Below are 24647 nucleotides of genomic sequence, written 5' to 3'. Positions count from 1 at the left end.
ACCTAGCCAGCGGGCAGGCGCAAAAAAGCCGGCAGGGGCCGGCTTGGTTGCTTGTCATGCCTCAGAGCAAGTCATGCCTCCACGGCAAATATCTTGATGCCCTTGAAGCGCATGTGGCGTTCGGGAGGAAGATCGGAATTGACCATGGCTTCGGTCACTTCCCAGACTCGACTGTCCTCGAAATGGACAGAGAAGCGGATGATGCCCTGGGCCATGGAGGCCAGCACCACGCGCTCACGGCCATCGCGCGACCAGATGGGCATCCGGAAGGAGTCATCCAGGAGCAGAACCTCCCCAGCCTGGCGCAGTTGGGCCGTGAAGCGCAATGTGCCGCCGACAGGGACCGTGGCTTCGGTGAATTCCTGGGCATGCACAAAGCTGTCAACGTCAGACTGGATGTCTGTGATCACGATCTCGGGCGCCTGGACATCGGAGACATCCGGCAGCGGCGCGTAGGGCAGCATTACCCAGCCGGTGCCGGTCCAGTTGGAACGCATGGCGCCCGGCTCCACTGTTGTGGACATGTCATCGGGCGCAATCAGGGTCGTGCGAATGTGAGCATCGTCGGCAGTGCCGCAAAACCAGCCGCCCAGGTCAAATTCAAAGTTCATAGAACAACTCCACGCCAGTGTCGTCGGTATCAATCAGCGTGCCGCCCAGCATGATGGTGCTGGTACCGGGACGCACGAAAAGCTCCGGGGGATTCAAAGAGGTGGCGCTGGCGGAGATGAGGTCAGGAAACACCTGCCAATCCTTGCCGTCTGCCGTGCTTATCAGGCCCGTGATGTACTTGGCACTCTCCAGGTACGAAATGCCGATGTAGAGCACACCATCGAGATCAGCACCCACAAAGGAAATCTGGAGGATGGTGCGCGCCGAGGTGGCGTCCAAAAGGGGGTACGCGGCAGTTTGACTCCATAGGTGGCCGTCCTCGGAGACCATGGCAACGATGTGCTTGGCGCTGAAGCCCACCGCGATAAACCGGGAGCCGAAGGTGTAGAGCCTTGACACGGGAATTGGCAGTGCAGCTGCTACGGCCGCGAAACCCGTACTGACGGAAAAGGACACAGCATCCGTGCTGACAGCGGCCCTGCTCGGGGAAGCCACGCAGTACACGGTGCCGTTGTGGGCAACGCCCATCCAGGCGCCGAGCGGCGCCTCTGGCAGACCGCGGGCATCCCATGCGCCGGTGCTGGCGTTGTACACCGACATGGCCTGGTCGGTGCGCGACGCAGCCATAAATGCTTTGCCTCCAGCGACTTGGACGTTCCGGACGTAGTCCCAGGACATGGTCCACGAGGCGCCGTTGTCTGTGGACCGATAGACGCGGGCGATACCATCGCCCGCGCCTCCTTCAGCAAAAAACAAGGTGCCCAGCGCTGTGACCCGCCTGAACTGCACCCTGTCACCAGAGCGAACGGTCAGCGTGGTTGTGTCGGTCCCCGTGTAGTAGTCCACGGGAAACGGCGGGTTGCTGGTCGGGCGCGTAGGAACAAGCATGTAAACCGATCCGTTGTGCGCAATGGAATAGGCTTCCACGGAGGCCGGATTGGTTTTGGGGCGCAGCTTGAAGGGCCGTATCCGGGCCGTGACGTAGCTGGGCACACGCCGGTCTGGGCCAGTGTAGATAGTCCGGCTGCGCAGCGGCGCGCCGCCTCCAAAAAGGATGTTGTAGGAGAGCATTAGATCCACCCCTGGGTTGCGGATTGTGTGAAAACTTTGTCGGCGCGGCGGTTGTCCAGGCGCATGTCGTCCTCGATGCCGAGGAACTTGCCCCCGTTGCGGCGCAGGATGGGCGTGTTGGCTCCCGACTGGTTGGAGAGGCGCAGTTGCTCCTGTGGCGCGGCGCCGGCAGGCATCAGGCATTCGCACAGCGGATGCTTGACCAGGTAGTGCATGCCGACGACGAGCGTGTGCGGGCCGGTGGTGGTCAGCTCCTGCTGGGGCATGGAGAACGGCGATCCGGTCAGGCGCCAGCCCATGGGGTCCTGCGCAGGGTCCGTGGCGCTGGCGGTGATGCCCGCAGGCACGCGCCGATAGGTCAGCAGCGAGGTAGGCGACCAGACAGTCGCGCCTTGCTGGTAGTTGCCTGGCGCCCAGCGCTGGGCGCCTGCGATGATGGCCGCATTCTGGGCGCTGGCCTCTGCCGCTGCAGCGGCGATCTGGGCCGCATTCTTGTTGCCCTCCACCGCCTGCATGGCCTGCAGCATTTCAGCGAGGTGCGTGACCGTCCAGGTCACCAGCCCGGCCGTCCAGTTGCGAAAGCCGGTCAGCCAGTTCAGATAGACATCCGTCTTGACGTCGAATACGTCCTGCGGATCCGTGCGGCGATTCGGGATCGCCACCGATTCCTCGGGCGCACTAGGCGGGGGGGTGAAGTTCATCGTCTTCCAGTCCTTCAATGGTTAGATTGCAATCGGAGAAGCCATGGGCCACCAGAACCTGGTCGAAGCCCGTGATATAGCCGTAGGTGGTGAGCACGCCGTAGCCGCGCGCACCTATCCAGACGACCGGTCTGGCGCGATACGCCAGGATTTCGTTGCGCACGCGCTCGTACTGCGTGCCTTGGACGAGGACCTGCAGCTTTAAGCGATCGCTGTAGGCGCCAGGCTCTGCCATCCAGCCGCCCCAGTCGTCGCGCTTCTTGAGGCTCCAGTCGTCGAAGCCGATGGACGGCCGCCACTGGGTATTTCCCAGCCACACGGCGCGGCCGAGGACGACTTCGGCGCAGCGCGCCTTGGCGCCCTGGTTTCGGATGCGGATGGTGATGCTGGCCTGCGTATAGGCTGTCAGGCCGCTGATGTGCAGCTTGCGCTGGCGTTCGATAGGGTTGAAGAAATAGCCCCAGTGGGAATTGCCCGAAGGCCTGAGCATCAGGCGCTGCCCGCTGTCGAACACCTCACCGTCGACGGGATCGACCATCGACACCTGGACGTCATGGGCCTGCACGCCCAGCAGCATCACGTCGGTGACGACGCGGCCAGGCTTGATGACCACCTCGATCATGTCGTCGGCCTCGGTGAACGACCCCAGGCTGGCGTCGAACATGCGCAGGCGGTTTTCGACACCGCGCCTTTGCCACTTGCCGTCCGAGCTGGCCGGGTTGTTGCCGGTGTTGGCGTCGGCCATGCTGCGCCAGATCACGCGGTCTGCATCAATGATCTCGTCGTTGAGCGCGTAGGTCTTGCCGGCCACCCAGGCCAGCAAGGTGCTGGCTGCCACATTGGTGGTCATGTTGCTGAGCGAGACCGGCAGCGGTGGCAAAAATCCCATGCCGTGGGTGAAATCGCCGTTCATGCGCACTCCCGTTGCTTGACGCCCAGGGCGTCGTTCTTGCGCGCCAGGCTTTCCATGCTGTGCAGCAGCACCAGCTGCTGGCGGCCGATGTCATAGAGCAGCTGCTGCAGGCCCTGCACCGACCGGACGACCTCCGACCAGCCGCCACCGTCGCCCTGAAGGCTTGCCAGCAATTGCCGGGTCTGCCGAGCGTTGTGGATGCGCGAGGGGCCGGTAATCTCCAGCTCAGGACCGTCCTCGCCGACCAGGCGGATGCCGCCAAAGTGGTCACCACCACCCATGAAGCGGGGAATGCCGAACTGATCCAGGGCCGCGTTGACGTCCTTCTCCGTGTAGCCGTACAGGTAGGCCAGATCCTTGGCCGTGCCGCCGGCGGCCTTGATGTCGCGCGCCAGGCCCGCCAGGTCGCCCGTCCCGTCGTACTTGTGGAAGGTCGGTGCGAGTTTGTCCAGGTGGGCGATCCTGTCCTTGTCCGTCTCGAACTGGTAGATGGCCTCGCCATCGCCCATGCTCGCCACGGGAACCTTGTACTTGCTGGCGGCCGCGCCCGACCCGCCCGAGCCGCCATGCAGGGATGGCGGGCCCAGATCGCCGCCCGAGCTGCCCCCCTTGCCACCTGTGCCCGCGTTGCCAGCGTCGGTGGTCGTCTTCTCCTTGATGATCGCCGCGCGGAACTCGGCCCAGGCCTGCTCGGAGGTGAGCAGCCGCGTGTCGATGCCGCGTGCAACGTCCAGTGCCTCCTTCTCGGCCTTGAGCAGACGGTCCAGATAGTCGACCTGGTTCTTTTCCTGCTCCAGGATCAGCTCGTCGGTGGACAGCTGCTCACCGGCCGCATCGTGCAGCACCTCCAGCTTGTTGGCCAGGATCAGCTGCGCGGCCTCGTAGTCCAGGCGCGAGCGGTATCCCTGCGTGGTGATGCCGCCGCGTGCGGTGGACGCGGCTTCCCCGATTTCCGCAGCCTCCGGCAGGTAGCCCGTGGTGCGGTAAGTCTGCAGCGCCTGGTCGATGACCTGGTCGGCGCGGTCGATGGCCATGCGGTGGGTCGCCTCGACCTGGCCACGCAGCTCGTTGACCTGCTCGCGCAAGGTATCCATCAGGGCGCGCTCTGCATCGACGCGCTCCTGCGCCGCGTCCACGCGGGCCTGCGCGGCCGTGCGCTCCGCGTCAATGGCGCGCTCCAGCGTAGCCCAGGCCTTGTCCGTGGCAGCACGGGCTGTCCGCTCTGCCTCTTCCTGGGCCTTCTTCGCCGCTTCCTCTTTCGCTTTGGCCGCATCTTCCGCCGTCTTCTTGGCCTCCTCGGTGGTGCGGGTGACGGCCTTGAAGGTGCCATTGAGTTTGAGCAGCTCGGCGGCAGTCTCGGCCGAGGTCTTGCCGGCGCCGCCCACGGAGCCAACGATTTTTTCGATGCCGGCGCCGAAGTCTTTCAAATTGCCACCGCTCTTGAGCAGCTCATCGATCTCAGCCGTCATCTTCGCGGCCAAGCCAGAATCCACGTGGCCTTCACCCGAAACTACGGTCTTCACGAAGTCAGCGAAATAGCCCGTGGTCTTGCCGTTGCGGAAATCCGTCAGGTCAGATTCGGAGAATACGCTGAGCTGGTCCTTCAGCACCTTGCTGCGCGCTTCCTCTGCGCTGGAAGCCTCGAGCTTGTCCTCCACCAGCTTGCGAAACTGGGCCTGTGCGTCATCAGCGTCGAGATCAATGTCGACGCCCAGATCCTTGAGCTGCTTGTCCAGTTCTTTCTTGGTAGCAGTCTTGCGCTCGTCTTCGCTGTAGAAGTTCTGGTAGAAGCTGCTGGTATTCGCGTTGAGCGCTTCGATCCCGCCCGAGGCCTTGATGAGGGCCTCAAAAGCCAGGTCGGTCATGTCGGCAAAGCCGGTGATCTTCTTGCCCAGCTCCTCAAAGGAGCGGCCGATCAGGTCGATGGTCTGGAAGGCGGCCTGCAACGCCTCGACATTGGGTGCTTCGCCCAGCGAGTCCAGCGTGGTGCGCATCCAGCTGGGCAGGTCCGCCTTCTTGAGTTCGGACACCAGCAGTGAACCGGTCTGGCCCAGGAAGGCCTTGTAGGCCTCTTCCGGGTTGTTGCCCAGCGAGCGGTTTTCGAAGCCGGCCAGGATCATGCCGGTCGTCTTGTCGATGATCTTGGCGTAGCCGTAGGCGTCCTCGTCGCTGTACCGGCCGTTGGCGGCAAAGCCGCCCACCAAGTCGATGTCGCGCACTCCGCCCATGGCGTACTTGCCCAGGGATCCGTAGACCAGGGCCAGTCCGTCCAGACTGGTCTTGAGCTGCTTTTCGATGCCATCGCTGTGGCGGCGTGTCAGATCGTCGTACCAGTCGCCTGCCGCGCGGCCGAACAGCTGCTCGGCCGCCTTGTCATTGCCAATGCCGGCCGTGCTGTAAGCCGCGCCGCCATGGTTGGCGCCGCGGGAGCCGAAGGCCTTGTCGAGCGCTCCACCGAGGAAGCTGCCGATCATCGAACCGATGCCCGGAAGAATCCAGGTTCCCACCGCCTGACCCACAGCGGCTCCGTACTGTCCTTGGGACAGGCTGTACAGGCTTCCCAGGTAACCGGCAGCAGAGCCAATCCCTCCCTGGAAACCGGGAATGTCTTTCAGCCAGGTGTCGAACCGGCCTACGGTCTTGCCCAGGTCCTGCAGTGCTTCACCGGCGATGTTCCAGCCATTGGACATGAGCTTGAGTGCGGATTCATTCAGGTACTTCTGCGCCGAGGTTCCCCAGGTGGACCAGTCCGTCAATCCACCGCCCAGGCCCGTGCCCTGCGCATCACCAGCGCCCGCTGTTCCCGGAGCACCGCCTTGACCGAGGAAGTTGCCGACGAACCCCCTGAGCTGAGCGAAGACAGGCACGAGAAACGGCCGCGCAAACGCCTTGTACATCTCATCGGCCACAGAGGCCTTGAACGTCGCACTCAGGCTCTTGGTGAAGGTACGCCAGCCTTCGGTGCCGTTGGCCAGCATGTCCGTGAAGCCCTTGCGGAACATCTCGTCCATCTGGTCGACCGATTTCTGAGTCTCCTGCATGCGGACACGTTCGGCAACATTGGCCTTGGCCTGGTTGGCTGCGGCCGTGGCGTCGTCCTTGAGTTTCTGGGCGCCAGCCGCATCATCCGGATTCTTGGCCGAGATGTCTTCGAGCTTTTTCTTGAGCTCGATCGCGACCTGGTACTGCTCCAGCGCGATCTTGCGGTCGCGTTCCGACATGGCTGCCAGAGACTGCTCGAACTGCACCGCCTCACTGGCCGCCTTCACGCTTTTGGTGTACTCGTCCACCTTGCTGGCAGACTCGTTGTAGCCCTTGACCCGGGCGAGTTCGCGCGTGGCCTCGACCTCTTTGCCAACGGCCTCGGCGACCTCCCTGGAGCAGCGGACACTCTCTTGCCCGGCCGCGTTGTCTTCCAGCTCCGCGATGGTCTTCTCGACCTGCTCCTGGCGCAGTTGTCCCAGCGCCTCCCCGGTCAGGCCGATCGCGCGCGTTTCCTGCCGGGCGAGGTCCAGGTTCTTTTCGGCCAGTACGGCCTTGGTCTGGTGCTCCTTGACGAGTTGCGCCACCTCCTGCTGCCTTTTCTGCAGTTCCTGATCGCGCTTGAGCTCCTCATTGTCCTGCTGCGTTCTGGCTGGCACGGCCGGTGGCGCGTAGCTGACGGTCCGGGGTACCGCAGGCGGCTCTTTCTTCTGCGCAGGCGCGTCGGTTTTCTTGCTTTGCTCCTGCGGCTGTGGCTGTCCCACCAGCGGCGGATTGATGAACCCGCGGCCGCCGCCTGCATTGCGCTGACCCTGTGCAGCCATCAACTCGCGCTGCACCTGTTGAAGCTTCTCGACCAGGCGCTGGGCATCGTCATGGGCCGTGCGCACCCACACATTGCGCGATGTCGCTGCCCCCTTGGCTTGCAGCATCTCCAATTCAGCCCTGGCGCGCGGAAGCTCCTTGGCCAGATAGGCTGCCTTTTCCGCATTCGACTGGAAGGCCGTGCTGATGTATTGCAAGCCCACCGCGCGCCCGGCTATGTTGCCCAGGCCGCTGCTGATCTGGCCCAGGAAGCCCGACCCGTTGTCACGCGCGCGCGACATGGACTCCGAAAAGGCGTTCATGTCGTTGGCCGCTGCATTCATGCCAAAGGAGATCATCTGGCTGATGCCGGAATCACCCACGGCGGACTTGAGCTTGTCCCAGGCGTTGGCCATGCGCTGAGTGCCGGCATCCAGCCTGTCCGCCGCCTTGTCGGTCCCCTCTCCCAGGGAGCTTTGCAGCGCCTGCGAGAAACGGGGCAGAAAGTCCTGCGTCACGATCTCGCCGGTCTGCAGCATCTGGGAGAACCGCTCCTGTGTCACACCCAGGGCCTGAGCGCCGACCAGCGCCGCATCCGGGATATGTCCCAGTTTCTCGCTGAAGTCCGACGCGCCTATCGTCCCCTTGCCCATCAGGTCGAGTACGGCTGCCAACGAGGCATTGCCCTGCTCCACGGAAAGGCCCATGGCCGCGTTGGCCGAGGCAATCCCCGTGAAGATGGTCTGCACCTGCGCGCCTTCCAGCGCCGTACCACGCGCCTTGGTGGCGAAGTCGGCGTAGGCCTGGCCGGTGGCGTTGAGCTGCAGGCCCAGCCGATCGGCCAGGGCCGTGACATAGGCCAGCTCCTGCGCGCCCTTGCCGCCGGTGGCAAGATCCAGTCGCGTACGCAGATTCTCTGTCTGGGCACTGGCCGTGTAGAGGGCCTCTCCCACCTTGGCCGCCGAACCCGCCACCTCCAGCATGGCATTGGCACGGCCGGCAATCTTGCCCATGGAAGTAGACAGGCTCTCGATATCGATGCTGGCACGCGCCGACACAAGTCCCGTATCCGTTGAGGCACCTGCGAACTGCGACATGTCGGCATACGCCTGCTGCAGCTTGCCGTGGAGTTTGTCGAGCTCCTGGGAGAACTGGGCATTCTGCGCACGCAGCTCGCTCAGGCTGGGCGTCTCGGCGATGCCTATGCTTTTGACCGCTGTACTCATGCTGATCTCTGTTCGGTATGCTTGACCGCTTGTGTTTGTCTTGAAAGGCCGGAGCCGAGGCCCCTATGCCTCAGCCCCGGTTGAGCTGGCGCAGCGCCTGCGCCTCCAGTACCTGCAACTGCGCGAACACCTCGCCGCGCTGCGCGGCGGGCACCGCGTAGCGGCGCATCACGATCTCGACCCCGGCGTAGTCCAGCCCGTCCCAGTGCCACTGGCCCCAGGGCGTGGCCGTCCTGCGCCACTGGGTGGAGCAGCCGAGGTACACGCTCCAGGCCATCGCATGCTCCGGCCACAGTTCGTAGTCCTCGGGATGCTGGCGTTGCAGATCGCCGGGCACCATCCGGTCGGGGTCGATCCCCATCTGCGCGCACTGGGCGCGCAGCTCGTCGTCTACGAGATAGCGGTCTGCGCCGTCGAGGCCGAGGTGATGCCGGACAGCGCCACGGAGTTTTTTGTGGCGGCATCCCGCTGGTGCACGTTGAGTCCGTCGAACCAGGCCACGGCCATGGCCTGCTCCAGTCCCGGGTAGGCCTCCTCGGCCGCCAGGCGCTCGTCGCGGCTGTAGGGCACGGGTGTTCCTTCGTCGCCCAGCATCCCCTCCCAGCCCACAACCACTTCGTCGAGCAGTTCAGGGATGGTCATGCGCCGTACCTCCTGCGAGCCATCGGGCTGCGTGGCGGGCTTGCCGACGACGATGAGTTCATTGATCTCGTCACGCCGCGCCTTGCCCAGGCGCTTGAACACGACGGCAAAGTGATGGGCTCCGAACCTGCCCTCATCGACGGGCAGGTACAGCGTTGCGGGAACGGAGATGGTGGGCTTGAGCCCGGAAATCTTGACGGCCATGGTGATCCTTGGATGTGTAGTTGTCAGGCAGGGAGGTGAGGCGTCAGATCTCGATGGACCACTCGTCGTTGCCCGCGTCGGAGGGAATGAACGACAGGGGGATGGTGATCATCTGCACGCCATCGCTGTCGCTGTAGGTCGGCTTGCCGATCTGGGCGCGCGCGCTCTTGAAACTGACGGTGTTGGTGGCGCCGGGGCCATGCTTGAGCGTGACGGGCACGATGGCGCTGGCACGCGCCAGGCCGATCCAGTCCTTGGTGGCCACGCTGGTGTTCTCGAAGGTGACGCTGCCCGTGGACTTGCGGTCCGTGATTTCCACGGTGTCCACATTCATCAGGTCGCGCTTGACCACCTGGTTGCCGCACTTGAAGCTGAAGGCGCTGCAGGCCACCGCCAGGCCGTCGAGGGTCAGTTGGGTGTTGGTCTTGTTGACGCCCAGGGGAGCGACGAAGTCGCTGTAGTCCACTGCCGGCAGGGCCTCATCCACGGCGGGAACGAAGGAGCCCGTGAACTCGAACTTCCACTTGGGAATGGCCTTGGCATCGGTGCTGAATTCCACCTCGCCGCGTGCACCATGCATCTTGTAGAGGGTGCCGTCCACGTTGCCGTAGATGGTCACGCTCTGGATGCCGTCGGTCACGGGAGAGAAGACTGTCTTTACGCCAGTCTCGGTGCTGGCGCTGGCGGCACACGCACGCAACAGGTCGGTCACGCCGGGACGCTCGCCCGCTGCGGCCACACCCGCGAATTCCACGGAGAACGACACCTTCTGGTATTCGGTGACCAGGGTGCTGCCGCTGGAGCCGAAGAAGGGACGGATGTTGTTGCGCTCGACCACGTCGCCCTCGATGGGGGTGAGGGTCACGTCGCTGACCAGCATGGCATTGGCCGCCAGCGGTACGACGGCCGTGCCGACAACGGTTTCAACCAGGGCCAGGAGGGCCATCTTGCGCATGATCTTTGCTGCCATTTGGAAAATCCTTTGAAGAGACAAACAGAGGTTTCGCGGCCTTGGGCGCCGTTCTCCAGCGCTGCGGGCCACAGGGGTTGCGGGAAAGGTGCGGGGTATCCGGTCTAGGCCCGGTTCGGTGGTGTGCAGATCACAGGTAGCTCCAGGTTCTGAGTTGCAGGACAACGGAGTGGCATCGCACTCCCGCGAAATCCACAGGCTCGGCACGCACGACCTGCACGCCATCGGTGCTGTCGTCGCTGCCTGCCAGGGGACCGGGCTGGCACGCGCCGCCCAGGGTCGGATCGGCTCGCACCAGGGCGCGGAACTGCTCGACCAGGTCGTCAAGCAGCAGTTCGCTGGCCTGGGTGTCGGAGATGGCCAGGTAGCCATGCAGCGTCCACTGGTGCACGCTTACCGTGCGGGCCGTGCTGCTGCCGTGCTCGGCCGTGCTGCTTCTGCGCAGCCACCAGCCGCGGACATGGGCCGTGCCTGCTGCAGGCGGCGTGTACGTGAACAGGGCGGCCAGCTCGGCATCGCTGGCGGCATGGCGTTCGCGGTCCTGCACAACGCCGATCTGCGGCACCGAGGCCAGGATGGCCACGATGGCGTTGCGATGCTGGGCCAGTGCATTCATGAGCGCAGCACCGGAAAGGCCGCCGCCACACTCGCCGCAGCCTCGGCCACGATGGGCCGCAGATGAGCGGAAAAGAGCAGGAACAGTTGTGCGATGGCGTACATGGGTCACTCCGTTGGGGGACGCAGAAAAAGATGCGTCGTTGCGATGGAGTGACTGTGCCGAGGCAGGCAAAAATGAATAAGGCCTGCATATGCAGGCCCGGTTTCAGCGTCCACAGGCGCGCGCCTTCTCAGGCGCAGCGGACCTGGATGCCAGGCACATGTGCCTTGGCCCGGCACATCCCAACGGCCAGGCAAGCGCAAACGTCCTGCCGCTCGGGCAGGCACGGACGCACGAAAGAGGTGGACGAAAGAGGAGGACGAGAAAGGCTGGGAGAAGACGGAAACGCCCAGGTCGCCTCAGGCCTGCGGCAAAGTCTCTGGAGCGATGCTGGGCGGCGCGGCCCGGGGGCTAGAGTTCTCCGCCATGCCAGAGAACCCGGCCGCAGATGCGCAGCCGGTTGGCGGCTTCGCCTTCCAGAACCTGGGGCGGATAGGCGGGGTTGTAGCTGACGATGCGCACACCGCCCGTGCTGAAGTCGCGCTCCAGCAGCTTGACGTAGTTCTCACCCTCCAGCTCGATCACATAGACACCATCCTGGGTCAGCGTATCGACCGAGGTGTTGACCAGCAGGATGTCGCCGTCGTTGATGCGGTCCGCCATGGATCTTCCACGGGCACGCACGATCTTGGCGTTGTGCCTGCCCAGTCCCTTGGACTGCAGCCAGGACGAACGGAAGGCGAAGCGGCCTATCACCTCGTCGGGGCCGTTGACGGCCCCATGCCCTGCGCTGACGTGCGCATCGAGCATCTCGATCTGCGTGAACTCGTCTTCGGCCGCCCCGCCATGCCGAGCGGCAGGCTTCGCTGCGCCCGTGCCGTTGAAATACTCCAGCGGCCGGCCCGCTCGCTGCGAGGCCCGCAGCAGTTGCCGTGCCGGCACTTCGCCGCGCTTGCGCCAGGTCCGCACCGTTTCAGGCTGAACCTCCATGCCGGCCATCCAGTCGGGTCCCAAGGCTTCAGCCATGCGCGCCAGTACCTCATCAACGTTGGATGTAAGCGCATCAGTCACAGGTTTTGCAGGCATGGCGAATCTTGACAGTGGTTCGTTATGGACCAAGAATATGGTTCAAATTGAACCGTTTCCTTTTGAACCACGAGCGTACAGCCAAAATGCATTCCGAACACCATCCGGCACCCGCCTTCCAGGGCTTTCGGCCTGCTGCCCTGCCCCCCACCATCGGCATGCACACGCCCGTGGCAGCTGCCTTGGACCCGCGCCATGGCACTTGCAGCGATCTGCTTCCACCGCTGCTGCAGGACTTCGAGCGCCTGATCGGGCTGCAGCCCACGATGGCCCTGGTGCAGCGCTGGGGTGGACTGCGCATCTACATTCCCACACCGGACAAGGTCACAGCCGAGCATCCCTATGCGGCCACCATCGGCGTGCAAGCCTTGCTCCAGCTCGCCCGTGAGTATGGCGGCCTGCCCCACTTCCAGCTGCCCAGGGCGGCGCGTGCACTGCAGGCACTGCGCAACCAGCGCATCGCTGCAGACTACGCCACGGACAAAACGGCCCGGCAACTGGCTGCCGAGCATGGGATTACGGAAGGCCAGGTGGGGCGCATCGTTGCGGCGCTGGGCGTGACAGCACCGGCCAGGCGACGGCGCAATCTCGTGGGCTGAGCACAGCCACCGCGACGAAGCAAGGCCCTGGTCGCAAAAAAAGCCACCGGCACAAGCGGGTGGCTTTGCTGCAAAGCGGACCCTGGGGTCCGCTGCGCTGTGTTCAGACCATCAAGGCCAGGCTGGCTTCCAGATGCTCGGTCGGCAGGCGGCGGAAACCCGAGCGCGCGTAGCGCTGCAGGCGGCCCAGCGCGAACGATGTCAGCACGCTGGCAGCCACCTGTGCATCGACCGTCGGGGCGGAAGAGCCCAGCGCGCCGGCGGCGGGGCGCAGGCACTGGCGCAGCGTGGATTCGATGCGGTCGAAGAACTGGTTCATGCGGGCCTGCAGGCGCTCGTGCTCGAAGACGATGGCATCGCCCACCATGACGCGCACCATGCCGGGGTTGCGCTCGCCGAACTGCAGCACCAGGGAGATCACGCGGCTGGCCTGGCGCATGCCATCCACTGCGGGCCGCTCTTCCTCCGGCACATCCCGCCCGACGATCTGCTGCACCAGCGTGAAGACGGATTGCTCGATGAACTCGATCAGTCCTTCGAACATCTGGGCCTTGCTGGCGAAGTGGCGGTACAGGGCTGCCTCGCTGACGCCCAGATGGGCTGCCAGCGCTGCCGTGGTGATACGTTCTGCACCCGGCTTTTCCAACATGGCCGCAAGCGCCTGCAGGATCTGCTCGCGCCGCTCCCCGGGTTTGGGGCGTTTGCGCGCAGGCGTAGGGGCGGAAGCGGAGGCGGCTTCGTCGGAAACGACATCAGCGCCAGGAGCGGATAAAGGCGACAGGACTTCAGACTCGGACATAAGCAGATCAACTATTTGTAAGTAATTCTCTCACAGCCCCCGGCGGCAACTCCGCACAAAGCTGTCCCCATGAGCGCAACCGTCAGGATCGCTTGCCTGTTGCTTGCGCTGCTATTGTTTCCGAGAGCATGGCCGGCATTTGCAATGGAAGCTCCAAGCGTACCAGCAGGCCCTTGCCCTGCGCTGCGGCCCCAAAGGCCAGAGTGCCCTGGTGCAGCAGGGCGATTTCTTCGGCAATGGCCAATCCCAGCCCGGTGCCGTCGCCGGCCGCGCCCTGGGCGCGGTAAAAGCGCTGCGTGATCTGCGAGCGCTCGGCCTCGGGCACGCCGGGGCCGTCGTCCTCGATCTCCAGGAAGGCCCAGCCTTGCGGTTCATCCTCAGACTGCCCCGCGCCATGGTACATGCCGCAGCGCAGCGTGACGCTGCCGCCGGGCGGCGTGTACTTGATGGCGTTGTCCACGAGATTGGAAACCAGTTCGCGCAGCAGCCAGCTGTGGCCCCAGACACTGGCGGCCCCCACGTCAAGGCCGAAGTCCAGCCCCTTGGCGCTGGCCTGGTCGAAGAACATTTCCAGCATGCTTTCGCACAGGTCCTTGAGATCCACCTGCTGCAGCGGCTGCACCTCGGCATTGCGCGCATCGGCGCGCGACAGCGCCAGCAGCTGGCGTGCCAGCTGCGAGGTGCGCCGCGTGGCATCGCGCAACTGCTCGATCTGCGTCACGCTGAGCACCACCTGGGCCTCGGTGCCCTTGCGCCGCGCCTCGGCCTGCGCGGACTGCGCGCTCAGCGCCCAGGCCTCGACCTGGGCCTGCAAGGCCGCCAGCGGCGTGCGCAATTGATGGGCCGCATCGGCCACAAAGCGCCGCTGGCCTTCGGCCTGTGCGTTGACCAGTGCAAACAATCGGTTGAGCGAGCGCACCAGCGGACGGACCTCGGCCGGCGAGCTGTGCTCCGAGATGGGACTGAGGTCGCGCGGCGAGCGCCGCTCCACAGCCTGGGTCAGGGTCAGAAGCGGCCGGAAAGCCCGGCTGACCGACCAGTAGATGGCGATGCCGGCACCCGCGATCAGCAGCACGCTGGGCAGCAGCACATGCAGCAGCAGCTGCCGCACCCATTGCTGACGCACATCGCCCCCATCGGCCAGCACAAGCACCATTTCACCGGCGCCATAGGTTTCGGCACGCATGACGGCCACGCGGTAGGTCAGGCCGTCATGCTCCTGGCTGTGGAACTCGGCCAGAGGCGTGGAAGGCACGTCGAAGCGGATCCAGGTGTCGCCGGCAACGACATGGCCCTGCAGGTCGCCGATGGCATATCCGACATCGTCGCCGCGCTGGCGCAAGACGTCCTCGATGGCGGGCGTCAGCGCCACCAGGGGCGGCGTTCCCTCGGCAATCGACGGCGCCAGCACCGAATCGGCCAGCGCAGGCAACAGGCGCAAGAGGCGCTGGTCATGCTGGGTGGAGGCTTCGTCTGCCGAGCGATAGCCGAACCAGCCCCCCATCAGTGCCAGCAGCGTCAGCGGCACCACCAGCAGCACCAGCAGGCGAAGGCGCAGATTGGCCGTCATGGGCGGTCAGCGCCTGGGGCCATGCGCCATGTCCGCATCAGGCGGCGGTATGCGAGAGTTCCAGCCGATAGCCGAAGCCCCGGATGGAACGCAGCGCCACGCCATGCGGCTCCAGCTTGCTGCGCAGGCGCGAGACATAGACCTCGACCGCGTTGGGCGTGATCTCGCGGTCCCAGCCTGTGAGCGCCTGCAGCAGCTTGTCCTTGCTGGCGGGCTTGGGCGCGTGGATCAGCAGGTACTCCAGCACGGTCCATTCGCGCGGACCCAGGTCGATGGGCAGCAGTTTTCCCTCGCTCTCATCGTCTTGCGCAGGCTGGCGCGCGCCGGCGCGGCGGCCTGCCGTGTCCAGCTCGATGGGGCCAAAGCTCAGGACGGCCGATGTGGCCGCCTGCGAGCGGCGCAGCAGCGCGCGCAGCCGGGCCAGCAGTTCGGGAAGCTCGAAGGGCTTGACCATGTAGTCGTCGGCGCCCTGGTCCAGGCCCTGCACGCGGTCCTGCAGCGCATCGCGCGCCGTCAGGATCAGCACGGGCATGGCCGAGCTTTCGACAGCGCTGCTGCGCAGGCGGCGTGTGAGCTCCAGCCCATCGATGCCCGGCAGGCCGATGTCGATCACGGCCAGGTCGAAGGCTTCCTGGGCCAGCACCTCCAGGGCGCGCTCGGCACTGCCGACCCAGTCCACGGCATACCCCGCATCGGACAGTCCCAGCTTGATGCCGCTGGCCACCATCACATCGTCTTCCACAAGAAGCAAACGCATATCAAACCTAAAAAACAAAAGCCGCCCAAAGGCGGCTTGCAGCAAACCGGCCCAGGCCGTCAGACCACGCCCGGGCCATGCACGATGGTAACGCGAACCGCAAAGTCCGCGTCATCGGGCCTCAATGGCTGCGGATCATGGTGCCGTAGGCCTGGTCGGTCAGGATTTCCAGTAGCATGGCATGCGGCACGCGGCCATCGATGATGTGCACGGCGTTGACGCCGGCCTTGGCGGCATCCAGGGCACCGCTGATCTTGGGCAGCATGCCGCCCGAGATGGTGCCGTCGGCGAACAGGGCGTCGATCTCGCGCGCCGTGAGGTCGGTCAGCAGGCTGCCGGCCTTGTCCAGCACACCAGGGGTGTTGGTCAGCAGCACCAGCTTTTCGGCCTGCAGCACCGTGGCCAGCTTGCTGGCGACCACGTCGGCGTTGATGTTGTAGCTCTCGTTTTCCTCGCCAAAGCCGATGGGGCTGATCACGGGGATGAAGGCGTCATCCTGCAGCGCGCGCACCACGCTGGGGTCGATGGAGACGATATCGCCCACCTGGCCCACGTCGTACTCGATGCTCGGATCCTTGTTGTCGACCATCTTGAGCTTGCGTGCGCGGATCAGGCCACCATCGCGCCCGGTCAGGCCCACGGCCTTGCCACCGGCCTGGTGGATCAGGCCCACGATGTCCTGCTGCACCTCGCCGGCCAGCACCCATTCCACGACCTCCATGGTCTCCGCGTCCGTCACGCGCATACCCTGGATGAACTCGCCCTTCTTGCCCAGGCGGTTCAGGGCCGTCTCGATTTGCGGCCCGCCGCCATGCACCACCACCGGATTCATGCCCACCAACTTCAACAGCACCACGTCTTCCGCGAAGTCGGCCTGCAGGGCCGGATCGGTCATGGCGTTGCCGCCATACTTGATGACCATGGTCTTGCCATGGAACTTGCGGATATAGGGCAGGGCCTGGGCGAGGATTTCGGCCTTGTCGCGGGGGGCAATCGAGAGGATATCGTTCATGGTGCTAGCCCGGGGGCGTGGAAGTAGTCAACAACAAGGCGGGCATTGTGCCGCAACTGCGCGGCAGTGTTGCATGCCCGGATGACGGAACGCCCACTGGCGCCCGGCCATCATCCATTGTTCTGCATCCAGCCCGGCAGCTTGAAGCGCACGATGGCCAGATAGGCGATCACATAGCTGACCACGAACAGCAGGCAAAAACCCACCAGAACGGGCGTATTGCTCCAGAACAGCAGCGCCGGCACCACGGTCAGCAGCGTGAAGGCCCACAAATAGGGCGAAGTCCGGTTGTTGCGGCGCAGCATGCGCCGTGCCAGATCGTCGTCGAACACGCCGCGCACGATGCGCCGGTAGATCAACTGGTGGAAATGCAGGGCATCCGCCATGCCCGGCGACATGCCGCGCATCAGCTTGCGGTAAATGGAAAACACCGTCTCCCAGACCGGATAGATCAGCAGCAGCATGGGAAACCATGGCGAGACTGCGGAATTGCGCTGCACCAGGGCAATGCTGGCCAGGGCAATCGCCAGCCCCCAGACATAGGCCCCGCCGTCGCCGGCAAACATCATGCCGCGCGGATAGTTCCAGACCAGGAAGCCGCAGGTGGCGGCGGCCAGCGTCACCAGCATGGCGGCCAGGGTCCGGTCCCCCACCTGCAATGCCACGTGGGCCAGCGCCAGGCAGATGATGGTGGCCACCATGCCGGCCAGCCCGTTGTAGCCGTCGATGATGTTGAAGGCATGGGGCAGGCCCGTCAGGGCCAGCACTGCCAGGCCCATGCCCAGCCAGGGCATGGCCGGGCCCAGTGCCTGTTCCAGCCAGGGCCAGCCGAGCCGGGGCACGGTGAGGCCGCACAGCAAAACAGCCAGCACGGCGCTCAGCAGGGTCAGCACCAGCCGGTAACGCACGCTCAGGCGCTGCGAGACATCCTCGATGACGCCGCCGACCACGGCCGGCAGCATGGCGGCCAGGCACACGACAACCCATAGCTGCATGCGCAGCGACGATGGGTCTCCGCGCATGCTCAGCCACGTGCCCACTCCCCAGGACACGGCCAGCCCGAGGTACATCGGCACGCCCCCAAGCCGGGGTATCTCGCCGATGTGAAAGCGCTGCGGCTTGTCGTATCCGTAAGAGGACGTCGAGGACCGCCGAGCCCAGCGCAGCAGCAGCGCACAGCCGATGAAGGAGACCATGAAGGCCAATACCGCCATCCAGATCACGATGACTCCCCATGCAGGCTGCGCAGCGAGGGCGCTGCCTGTGGCAGGGCTCGGGCCTTGCGGTAGGCCGGACGGCTCCACAGCCGCAGCAGGCTGGCCACGTGCCATGCGCCATGGCGCAGGCTGCGCCGGCTCGCCCGCTGACCCGCATGGACGACAGGCAACTCACCACGCCGAAGCTCTCCGCCCAGCGCGCGCAGGCGAAGGCACAGATCCACATCCTCACAATACATATAGAAACCTTCGTCAAACCCACGCAGCCGCATCCAGCTGTCACGGCCCATCACCAGGCAGGCCGCATTCACCCATTCCACACGCTGCTCCACACGCCCGTGCAGCTTGCGTCGCAGCAAATTCCAGAAAGACGGCAGCTCCCGCTCGAAATCCTGCAGCGTGCCGTCTTCGCCGATCTGCGGTGGGTAGGCCAGGGCCCATCCCGGCCGGGCCGCCAGCGCCAGAAGCTCCTGCAGCGGCTCTTCCTGTGCTCCCCAGTACACGTCAGGATTGATCACACAGACAAATGGCTCCCGCGCATTCGCCAGCGCCCGGTTGTGGTTGCAGCCAAAACCCAGGGGCTGCGCATTGCGCCGGATCTCCAGGGCAAAAGGCCAGCCGGAAGCTGGCGCCAGAGGCTCCACCTCGGGGATGTTGAGCGTCAACACCACGCGGGACACTGGCGCCAGGCGTGCCGAAGCCAGGCATTCAAGCAGCCTCTGGATATGAGCGCCATGCCCGTGGCTCACCACGGACACGACCAACGATGAACCCATCAATGCCGCCCTTCAGATCTTCAAACTCCCGCACGGGAATCACGCGCCGCAGAAACGGCGGCACCCAGTATTCCGCTGATGGCTTTTGTCAAGCGTCAGCAGGCTTGCTGTAATGCAAAAAAATGCAACAGCCGCGCAATATGTCATTACCCGGCCATGCCATGCAGTCACTGCGGTGGCCGGGATTATGATGCGCGACAATCTGCCGCCCGGACTTCCGGGATTTTTTGCGCCCGACGTGGGCGCATCTTGCTGCCCGCTGCGGACTGGCCAAGGCCGTCTGGCGTGAATGAATACGGCCGCGGCTCCTGCTCCCAACGGAGAGATTGCCCGGCGCCCCATCTCCTATGACCACACCCATTTCCGATCCCCACGTCTACCTGCGCACCGTCGATCTGAACGAGCGCACGTCGCTGTCCGTGCTGGCCGGCCATGTCCGGGCCCAGGCGCACATACTGGATCTGGGTTGCGGCAGCGGCGCGCTGGGCGCATTTCTCGCCGAGCACAAGCAATGCGTCTGCGATGGCGTCACCCTGAGCCAGGAAGAGGCGCGCCATGCCGCGCCCTTCTACCGCCATGTCCATGTGGCCGACCTGGAGGACTGCGACCTGGACCAGCTCTTCGGCGATGCGCGCTATGACTACATCGTCTGCGCCGACGTGCTGGAGCACCTGCGCCAGCCCGAGCGCATTCTGGCGGCATGCCGCAAGCGGCTGACGCCTGAAGGCCGGCTGCTGATCTCCGTGCCCAATGCGGGCTACAGCGGCCTGGTGGCAGAACTGCTGCACGGCGAATTCCGCTACCGCGAAGAAGGCCTGCTGGATCGCACTCACCTGCGCTTTTTCACGCGGCGCTCGCTGTCGCGCTTTCTGGCCGAACAAGGCTGGCAGGTCGATGGCATCGACACCATCGAGCGGGCCCTGCCCGAATCGGAGTTCCGCGTCGCCTACGACAGCCTGCCACCGGCAGTCGCACGCCACCTGCTGGCCACGCCCGATGCACTGGCCTATCAATTCATCGCCAGTGCCGCCCCGGTGGCCCAGGCACAGGCCATCGAGCCGCCCGTGAACTATCCACAGGCACATGCCCTATTCACGGCACAGCTCTATATGGCTCGCGCTGGCCGCTATGACGAAGAAAGCAAGCTCTCCACCACCGGCATCATTGGCCAGGCACGTCAGACATTGCGCTTTGCACTGCCCGACCACAATACTTCGCTGAGCCATCTGCGCCTGGACCTGGCCGACCGGCCGGGCTTCGTGCACCTGTACCGGCTGGCCTTGCTCGATGCGCAAGGCGCCGTCGTCTGGCAATGGCGTCCCGAGGATTCGGATGCCGCCTTGCTGGGGCAACGCCCGCACCATCAGCTGGTGTGGAACGGGCCCCATCCGGCAGGTGCATTCGCGCTGATGCTGCTGCTGACCGGCGATGACCCCTGGTTCGAACTTCCCATTCCCGCAGAAACCCTGGCCCCCTTGCGTGGCGCCTCGCTGGAGATCGAGATGGGATGGCCCATGTCGGCCGACTATCTGGCGCTGGCCGGGGCCGTGCAGCCGCTTGAGCGGCAGATCGCGCAGGAACGCAGCAGGGCCAATGATCTGCAGGATCAACTGCACACCCAGAACTTGGTGCATGAACAGCAACATGCGGAAACCATTAGCCGGCTGACCGATGAGCTTCAGGGGCTGAATGTTGAGATTCAGCACAAGAGTGACTCCATCAAGGGCCTTTCGCATCGCAATGCTCTGCTAGAAGAGAGCCACGCGACGCAAAGCAAGGAGCGCGCCATCTGGCAGCAGGAGGCCACCCGCGTGCAGCGGGACTTCGCACGGCTGGAACAGCACCTGCGCGACATAGAGAACTCCACCGTCTTCCGGGCCACGCGCCCCCTCGTCCACGCCAAGATGCGCATTGACCGCCTGCTGGGCCGCACGCCCGCGCCTGCCCCTGTCCAAACTCCCGTGCCACAGGCCATGCCGCCGCAGCCCGTCGATGTGATCGTGCCCGTGTACCGCGGCCTGGACGACACGCGCAACTGCATAGAGTCCGTACTGGCCAGCCCCTGCCGCACGCACTGGCAACTCGTGGTCATCAACGACGCCAGCCCCGAGCCCCAAGTCACGGCCTGGCTGCGCGAGAAGGCGGCGCAAGAGCCCCGCATCACCCTGCTGGAGAACGAGGAGAACCTGGGCTTCGTCGGCACCGTCAACCGTGGCATGGCGCTGAACACCGCCCATGACGTGCTGCTGCTCAACAGCGACACCGTGGTCGCCAATGACTGGCTGGACCGCATCCGCAAGGCTGCCTATGGCGATGCGCGCATTGCCTCGGTCACGCCGTTCTCCAACAATGCCACCATCTGCAGCTACCCGCGCTTTTGCGAGGGCAACGACCTGCCGGCCGGCATGGACACCGCCGCCATCGATGCACTGTGCGCGCGCACCAATCCCGGCCAGGTGGTGGACGTGCCCACCGGCGTGGGCTTTTGCATGTACATACGCCGCGACAGCCTGAACGCCGTCGGCCTGTTCGACACCGAGCATTTCGGCAAGGGCTATGGCGAAGAAAACGACTTCTGCCAACGCGCCGCAGCCGCCGGCTGGCGCAACCTGCACCTGCTGGACACCTTCGTGCTGCACACGGGCGGCGTGAGCTTCGGAGAAAGCAAGAGCCCGCGCGAGCGTGCCGCCATGGAGACGCTGCGCCGCCTGCATCCGCGCTATGAAGCCGATGTCATGGCCTTTGTCCAAGCGGATCCCGCACGCACGGCTCGCCTGGCGCTTGATGCGGCTCGCCTGCAGGCAGACGCCGCGCACCAGCCGGTGGTGCTTTCAGTCCTGCATGACCGAGCGGGCGGCACCGTTCGCCATGTGCGCGAACTGGCGCAGCACCTGCAAGGCAAGGCCCTGTTCCTGACCCTGTCTCCCGCTGCAGGCGGCGCCGTGGTGCTGCGCCGCGCCGAAGAGAAAGAAGCCTTCGAGCTGGCCTTCCGCGTCGCCGACCAGATGGAGGAACTGGTGCAGGCCCTGCGCCAGCTGGGCGTGGTGCATGTGCACTACCAGCACCTGCTGGGCCACAGCGAAGCCATCCTGGACCTTCCCGCCCGCCTGGGTGCGGCCTACGACTTCACGGCCCACGACTTCTACACCTACTGCAAGAACATCTCGCTGACCGGCATGGACAACCGCTACATCGAACCGCCACGTGCAGGAGAGTGCGGCTGCTGCGAGCCGGGAGACACCGCGCCCTACGCAGGCACCGTGGCCCAGTGGCGCCATCGCAATGCGCTGCTGCTGAACAATGCGCGCCATGTACTCGCGCCCAGCCAGGACACGGCCGGCCGGATCGCCGGCTTCGCGCCCGGCGCGCGTGTCCAGGCGGTTGCCCACACCGACCTGCCGGCACAGCTGCCGGCTCCAACAGCGCGACCATTGGCCGAGACAGCCCCGCTCAAAGTCGTGGTCTTGGGTGCCATGAGCGCCATCAAGGGCGCCGACGTGCTGGAAGCCGTGGCGCAGGAGGCCGCCAAGCGTGGCGCACCCGTAGAGTTCCACTTGCTGGGCTACGGCTACCGCAGCCTGCAGACCCAGCCGCGCGCTCGCCTGACCGTGCATGGCGGCTACAAGGAAGATGAGCTGCCTGCGCTGCTGGAGTGGCTGCAGCCCGACCTGGCCTGGTTCCCTGCGCAATGGCCGGAGACCTATAGCTACACGCTCAGCGCGTGCCTGGCTTCTGGCCTGCCTGTCGTCGGCCCCGATATCGGTGCGTTTCCGGAACGTCTTGCCGGGCGTGAATGGTCATGGGTCCACGCCTGGGATGCCAGCCCTGCGCAATGGCTGGATTTCTTCGCCAAGGTACGTCAGGCGCATTTCATCGCCTCACAGGCACCGGAAACTCCTCCTGCGTCAGACATGCCGCAGGCGCTGGCTGGCGAAGCCTTCTATGCGCAAAGCTACCTGAAAGGCCTTCAGCCTTGCGAACAGGCCGTGCTCCAGCCCCTGCCCCAGGTTTTTCTGGCAACGCATCGCCTGCAGCGCGAAGCCCATGTGGCCAGCTCAATGGCATTGGCCGCCCTGGCACGGTTGCGCTCCATGCCAGTCCTGCGTGGCGTGGCCAGGTGCATTCCTGCGCACTGGCAGCGGCGTGTCAAGAACTGGCTGCAGGCCTGAGCCCTGGACCATGAGCTCGCAGGCGCCGCCAAAATGGCGATGCCTGCGCAGTTCAGGACTTGCCCAGCAACAGCAAGATCTCGTTATTGCGCAACCAATCCTCGGGATATCGTCCCTGCAGCGCCTGCGGAACGGGCATATCCACATGGCGCCGCTCCTCGCGCAGCACCTCGAAGCCGGCCTGCCGGGCGATATCGATCAGCTCATCGGCAGTGAGTCGGTTCAGCGCCTGGTACTCCTTGAAGACAAAGCGCTTGTAACCATCGACACCGAAATCGGCAAAGCCGAAATCCACCTCGGCAGCATCCAACGGACCTTCATGCTTGTCGATGATGCTCCATAGCTCCTCTTCCGAAGCCATCAGGTGGTGCCAAGGCACATCGTCATAGCGGCGCAGATGCGAGCCCCAGGGCGAATGGAACAGCGGCTCGATCTGCAGGAAGAACACCCCGCCAGGGCGCAGGCAGGCGTGCAGGTCGGCCAGAATCGGCAGCACCTTGTCGCGCTGCACATGCTCAAAGGTGGACCAACTGAGCAATCCATCGTAATTTGCATGGCGCCCCGCCAGTGGCGAATTGGGCACGATGGTCTCAAAGCTCAGCGCGGCAGGAATGCGCGACATGCCCAATTGCTCTCGCGCGATGCGCGGCAGCTTGGCGTATTCCTGGCGGATGTCGATGCCGTGGATGGACGTCGCACCATGGCGCAATACCAGGGCCAGATCGGTAATGCCATCGCCGCAGCCGAAATTCAGCAGCCGAGCCTTGGACAGATCCAGCGACCGACCCAGCCAATCATGCGCCAGATCTGCCGCGTAGTTGAAATGTGCACGAAACCATTCATCCGTGATCTTGCCGGCATCCCATGGCGCCAGGCCGAACAGTCTCTCCTGCAAGCGCAGCTTCCAACTCATGCAATCGTCCTCTTTGTTCTATCAAATGGCCTGGCTGCCGTTCACAGCCGTTGAAGCACATAGGCATCCTGGTGATTCCAGAAATGCACCAGTGAACGATGGCGCAAGGCATCACTGCCCCAGGTTTCGGCAATGCGCTCCAGCACGAAACGCTCCGAGGTGAAGGCCGTGCCGTACTCATTGGCATCAATGGCATTCGATTCGCTGGACGGTGCGAAGAAAAAACCGTCATCGTCCAGTGTCACGCTATCGAAATCCGCAGCCTTCACGCCATGGGTGCTGAACACCAACAGACCACCCGGCGCCACCGCATCGCGCAGCACCTGCAGCCATCGCGTCCAGGTCGAGCGCGGCAGATGGCTGAACAGCGACAGCACGAACACCAGCTCGTACTGCTGAGGCCAGCGTACCTGCTCCGGCACGCTGGCCGACGCAAAGCCCTGCACACCGAAGGTCTGCTTGGAAAAGTCCACGGCATCGATCACGATGTCCGAGACCGTGACCCGTTCCGCACCCAGCGCCTTGACCAGGTGCCGTGTGAAGCGGCCATGGCCGCTGGCGAACTCCAGCACGCTGGCCGTGCGCAGCAAGGGCTTGTCCACTGCCTCCAGCAGCAGCATCAGCTCCGACAGCGTGCGCCAACCATCAGCGAAGTAGTCGCGCAGCGGATTGCGGCTGGAGGGATGTCCACGGAAGAAGCCAAAGATATCGTCCTGTGGCGAGATCCTGCACTCAAGCCCCATGATGTTGGAGAACGAGCCCACAAGGCCATGGGTCTCGATCAGCTCATGAGCCTGCAGCAGCGCATCGTTTTCGCTTCGTGCGCGAAGCAGTACCTGGGCAGCGCCAGCCCTGTCTCCCTGCTCCAGCAGTTGGCTGGCTTCTTTCAGCAGACGTTGCCCTTCGCTCAAATCCGTGGGCAGAGAACTCGTTGTATTCATTGAACTATCCGGGGAGAGTTGTGTG

General features: G+C 64.7%; 20 protein-coding genes. 2 read left to right on the top strand and 18 right to left on the bottom strand.

Annotated elements, in window-relative coordinates:
* Positions 1 to 71 precede the first annotated feature (71 nt).
* From A9976_RS18385 to A9976_RS18340, 10 genes are all read right to left on the bottom strand, one after another.
* A complete protein-coding gene (locus tag A9976_RS18385; RefSeq protein ID WP_183020196.1) occupies positions 72 to 611 on the bottom strand; it encodes a hypothetical protein in 540 nt (179 codons plus the stop codon).
* On the bottom strand, positions 601 to 1683 hold the full coding sequence (locus tag A9976_RS18380; RefSeq protein WP_183020195.1) for a hypothetical protein: 1083 nt from the start codon (positions 1681 to 1683) through the stop codon (positions 601 to 603). The genes A9976_RS18385 and A9976_RS18380 overlap by 11 nt, the downstream gene beginning before the upstream one ends.
* Positions 1683 to 2384, bottom strand: coding sequence for a hypothetical protein (locus A9976_RS18375; protein WP_183020194.1), 702 nt, complete (start codon positions 2382 to 2384; stop codon positions 1683 to 1685). Before A9976_RS18375 ends, A9976_RS18380 begins: the two co-directional genes overlap by 1 nt.
* Positions 2362 to 3297 carry a hypothetical protein gene (locus A9976_RS18370; RefSeq protein ID WP_183020193.1) on the bottom strand — a complete coding sequence of 312 codons (936 nt, stop codon included), beginning with the start codon at positions 3295 to 3297 and terminating at the stop codon, positions 2362 to 2364. The genes A9976_RS18375 and A9976_RS18370 overlap by 23 nt, the downstream gene beginning before the upstream one ends.
* Positions 3294 to 8309: a tape measure protein gene (locus A9976_RS18365; RefSeq protein WP_183020192.1), complete on the bottom strand. Its 5016-nt coding sequence runs from the start codon at positions 8307 to 8309 to the stop codon at positions 3294 to 3296. Before A9976_RS18365 ends, A9976_RS18370 begins: the two co-directional genes overlap by 4 nt.
* A gap of 70 nt (positions 8310 to 8379) precedes the next feature.
* Positions 8380 to 8670: a DUF1799 domain-containing protein gene (locus A9976_RS18360; protein ID WP_016446439.1), complete on the bottom strand. Its 291-nt coding sequence runs from the start codon at positions 8668 to 8670 to the stop codon at positions 8380 to 8382.
* Between the two features lie 29 nt (positions 8671 to 8699).
* Positions 8700 to 9155 (bottom strand): hypothetical protein, encoded by a 456-nt coding sequence (locus A9976_RS18355; RefSeq protein WP_012203259.1) that lies wholly within the window; start codon positions 9153 to 9155, stop codon positions 8700 to 8702.
* 43 nt (positions 9156 to 9198) lie between these two features.
* The gene (locus A9976_RS18350) at positions 9199 to 10125 is read right to left on the bottom strand and encodes a phage tail tube protein (protein WP_047474647.1); all 927 of its coding nucleotides are present in this window, start codon (positions 10123 to 10125) and stop codon (positions 9199 to 9201) included.
* A gap of 130 nt (positions 10126 to 10255) precedes the next feature.
* Positions 10256 to 10741 carry a hypothetical protein gene (locus tag A9976_RS18345; RefSeq protein WP_183020191.1) on the bottom strand — a complete coding sequence of 162 codons (486 nt, stop codon included), beginning with the start codon at positions 10739 to 10741 and terminating at the stop codon, positions 10256 to 10258.
* 453 nt (positions 10742 to 11194) lie between these two features.
* Positions 11195 to 11809, bottom strand: a complete 615-nt coding sequence (locus A9976_RS18340; protein ID WP_183020190.1) for a S24 family peptidase — start codon at positions 11807 to 11809, stop codon at positions 11195 to 11197.
* A gap of 146 nt (positions 11810 to 11955) precedes the next feature.
* Between A9976_RS18340 and A9976_RS18335 the strand changes: the two genes are divergently transcribed.
* Positions 11956 to 12468 (top strand): Mor transcription activator family protein, encoded by a 513-nt coding sequence (locus A9976_RS18335; RefSeq protein ID WP_183020189.1) that lies wholly within the window; start codon positions 11956 to 11958, stop codon positions 12466 to 12468.
* A 103-nt stretch (positions 12469 to 12571) separates the two neighbouring features.
* Here the strand turns inward: A9976_RS18335 and slmA are convergent, their stop codons facing one another.
* The 6 genes from slmA to A9976_RS18305 form a co-directional block, all read right to left on the bottom strand.
* Complete coding sequence (gene slmA, locus A9976_RS18330) at positions 12572 to 13267, bottom strand: nucleoid occlusion factor SlmA (RefSeq protein ID WP_012203254.1); 696 nt, start codon at positions 13265 to 13267, stop codon at positions 12572 to 12574.
* Between the two features lie 82 nt (positions 13268 to 13349).
* Positions 13350 to 14837 (bottom strand): sensor histidine kinase, encoded by a 1488-nt coding sequence (locus tag A9976_RS18325; protein WP_183020188.1) that lies wholly within the window; start codon positions 14835 to 14837, stop codon positions 13350 to 13352.
* A 37-nt stretch (positions 14838 to 14874) separates the two neighbouring features.
* Positions 14875 to 15594 (bottom strand): response regulator transcription factor, encoded by a 720-nt coding sequence (locus A9976_RS18320; protein ID WP_012203252.1) that lies wholly within the window; start codon positions 15592 to 15594, stop codon positions 14875 to 14877.
* Between the two features lie 121 nt (positions 15595 to 15715).
* Positions 15716 to 16606 (bottom strand): acetylglutamate kinase, encoded by an 891-nt coding sequence (argB, locus tag A9976_RS18315; RefSeq protein ID WP_183020187.1) that lies wholly within the window; start codon positions 16604 to 16606, stop codon positions 15716 to 15718.
* Between the two features lie 110 nt (positions 16607 to 16716).
* A complete protein-coding gene (locus A9976_RS18310; protein ID WP_183020223.1) occupies positions 16717 to 17820 on the bottom strand; it encodes a glycosyltransferase family 4 protein in 1104 nt (367 codons plus the stop codon).
* 5 nt (positions 17821 to 17825) lie between these two features.
* Complete coding sequence (locus tag A9976_RS18305) at positions 17826 to 18599, bottom strand: glycosyltransferase family 2 protein (protein WP_183020186.1); 774 nt, start codon at positions 18597 to 18599, stop codon at positions 17826 to 17828.
* Positions 18600 to 18946: 347 nt separating this feature from the next.
* Here A9976_RS18305 and A9976_RS18300 point away from each other — a divergent pair, with 347 nt between their 5' ends.
* On the top strand, positions 18947 to 22768 hold the full coding sequence (locus tag A9976_RS18300) for a methyltransferase domain-containing protein (RefSeq protein WP_183020185.1): 3822 nt from the start codon (positions 18947 to 18949) through the stop codon (positions 22766 to 22768).
* Positions 22769 to 22820: 52 nt separating this feature from the next.
* Here the strand turns inward: A9976_RS18300 and A9976_RS18295 are convergent, their stop codons facing one another.
* Together A9976_RS18295 and A9976_RS18290 are read right to left on the bottom strand one after the other, a co-directional pair.
* A complete protein-coding gene (locus A9976_RS18295) occupies positions 22821 to 23681 on the bottom strand; it encodes a cyclopropane-fatty-acyl-phospholipid synthase family protein (RefSeq protein ID WP_183020184.1) in 861 nt (286 codons plus the stop codon).
* Between the two features lie 41 nt (positions 23682 to 23722).
* Positions 23723 to 24622: a bifunctional 2-polyprenyl-6-hydroxyphenol methylase/3-demethylubiquinol 3-O-methyltransferase UbiG gene (locus A9976_RS18290; protein WP_183020183.1), complete on the bottom strand. Its 900-nt coding sequence runs from the start codon at positions 24620 to 24622 to the stop codon at positions 23723 to 23725.
* Positions 24623 to 24647: the final 25 nt, after the last annotated feature.

The organism is Delftia sp. UME58, from assembly GCF_014170385.1.
In the GTDB taxonomy this organism is placed as follows: Bacteria; Pseudomonadota; Gammaproteobacteria; order Burkholderiales; family Burkholderiaceae_C; genus Comamonas; species Comamonas acidovorans.
The sequence above is the reverse complement of the archived record's forward strand: the minus strand, read 5'-3'. Positions and strand labels throughout refer to the sequence as shown.

Bases quoted from the DNA above. Each gene is read 5' to 3' on its own strand.
- A9976_RS18385 (WP_183020196.1), bottom strand. From the start codon at position 611: ATGAACTTTGAATTTGACCTGGGCGGCTGGTTTTGCGGCACTGCCGAC.
- A9976_RS18380 (WP_183020195.1), bottom strand. From the start codon at position 1,683: ATGCTCTCCTACAACATCCTTTTTGGAGGCGGCGCGCCGCTGCGCAGC.
- A9976_RS18375 (WP_183020194.1), bottom strand. From the start codon at position 2,384: ATGAACTTCACCCCCCCGCCTAGTGCGCCCGAGGAATCGGTGGCGATC.
- A9976_RS18370 (WP_183020193.1), bottom strand. From the start codon at position 3,297: ATGAACGGCGATTTCACCCACGGCATGGGATTTTTGCCACCGCTGCCG.
- A9976_RS18365 (WP_183020192.1), bottom strand. From the start codon at position 8,309: ATGAGTACAGCGGTCAAAAGCATAGGCATCGCCGAGACGCCCAGCCTG.
- A9976_RS18360 (WP_016446439.1), bottom strand. From the start codon at position 8,670: ATGGGGATCGACCCCGACCGGATGGTGCCCGGCGATCTGCAACGCCAG.
- A9976_RS18355 (WP_012203259.1), bottom strand. From the start codon at position 9,155: ATGGCCGTCAAGATTTCCGGGCTCAAGCCCACCATCTCCGTTCCCGCA.
- A9976_RS18350 (WP_047474647.1), bottom strand. From the start codon at position 10,125: ATGGCAGCAAAGATCATGCGCAAGATGGCCCTCCTGGCCCTGGTTGAA.
- A9976_RS18345 (WP_183020191.1), bottom strand. From the start codon at position 10,741: ATGAATGCACTGGCCCAGCATCGCAACGCCATCGTGGCCATCCTGGCC.
- A9976_RS18340 (WP_183020190.1), bottom strand. From the start codon at position 11,809: ATGGCTGAAGCCTTGGGACCCGACTGGATGGCCGGCATGGAGGTTCAG.
- A9976_RS18335 (WP_183020189.1), top strand. From the start codon at position 11,956: ATGCATTCCGAACACCATCCGGCACCCGCCTTCCAGGGCTTTCGGCCT.
- slmA (WP_012203254.1), bottom strand. From the start codon at position 13,267: ATGTCCGAGTCTGAAGTCCTGTCGCCTTTATCCGCTCCTGGCGCTGAT.
- A9976_RS18325 (WP_183020188.1), bottom strand. From the start codon at position 14,837: ATGACGGCCAATCTGCGCCTTCGCCTGCTGGTGCTGCTGGTGGTGCCG.
- A9976_RS18320 (WP_012203252.1), bottom strand. From the start codon at position 15,594: ATGCGTTTGCTTCTTGTGGAAGACGATGTGATGGTGGCCAGCGGCATC.
- argB (WP_183020187.1), bottom strand. From the start codon at position 16,606: ATGAACGATATCCTCTCGATTGCCCCCCGCGACAAGGCCGAAATCCTC.
- A9976_RS18310 (WP_183020223.1), bottom strand. From the start codon at position 17,820: ATGGCGGTATTGGCCTTCATGGTCTCCTTCATCGGCTGTGCGCTGCTG.
- A9976_RS18305 (WP_183020186.1), bottom strand. From the start codon at position 18,599: ATGGGTTCATCGTTGGTCGTGTCCGTGGTGAGCCACGGGCATGGCGCT.
- A9976_RS18300 (WP_183020185.1), top strand. From the start codon at position 18,947: ATGACCACACCCATTTCCGATCCCCACGTCTACCTGCGCACCGTCGAT.
- A9976_RS18295 (WP_183020184.1), bottom strand. From the start codon at position 23,681: ATGAGTTGGAAGCTGCGCTTGCAGGAGAGACTGTTCGGCCTGGCGCCA.
- A9976_RS18290 (WP_183020183.1), bottom strand. From the start codon at position 24,622: ATGAATACAACGAGTTCTCTGCCCACGGATTTGAGCGAAGGGCAACGT.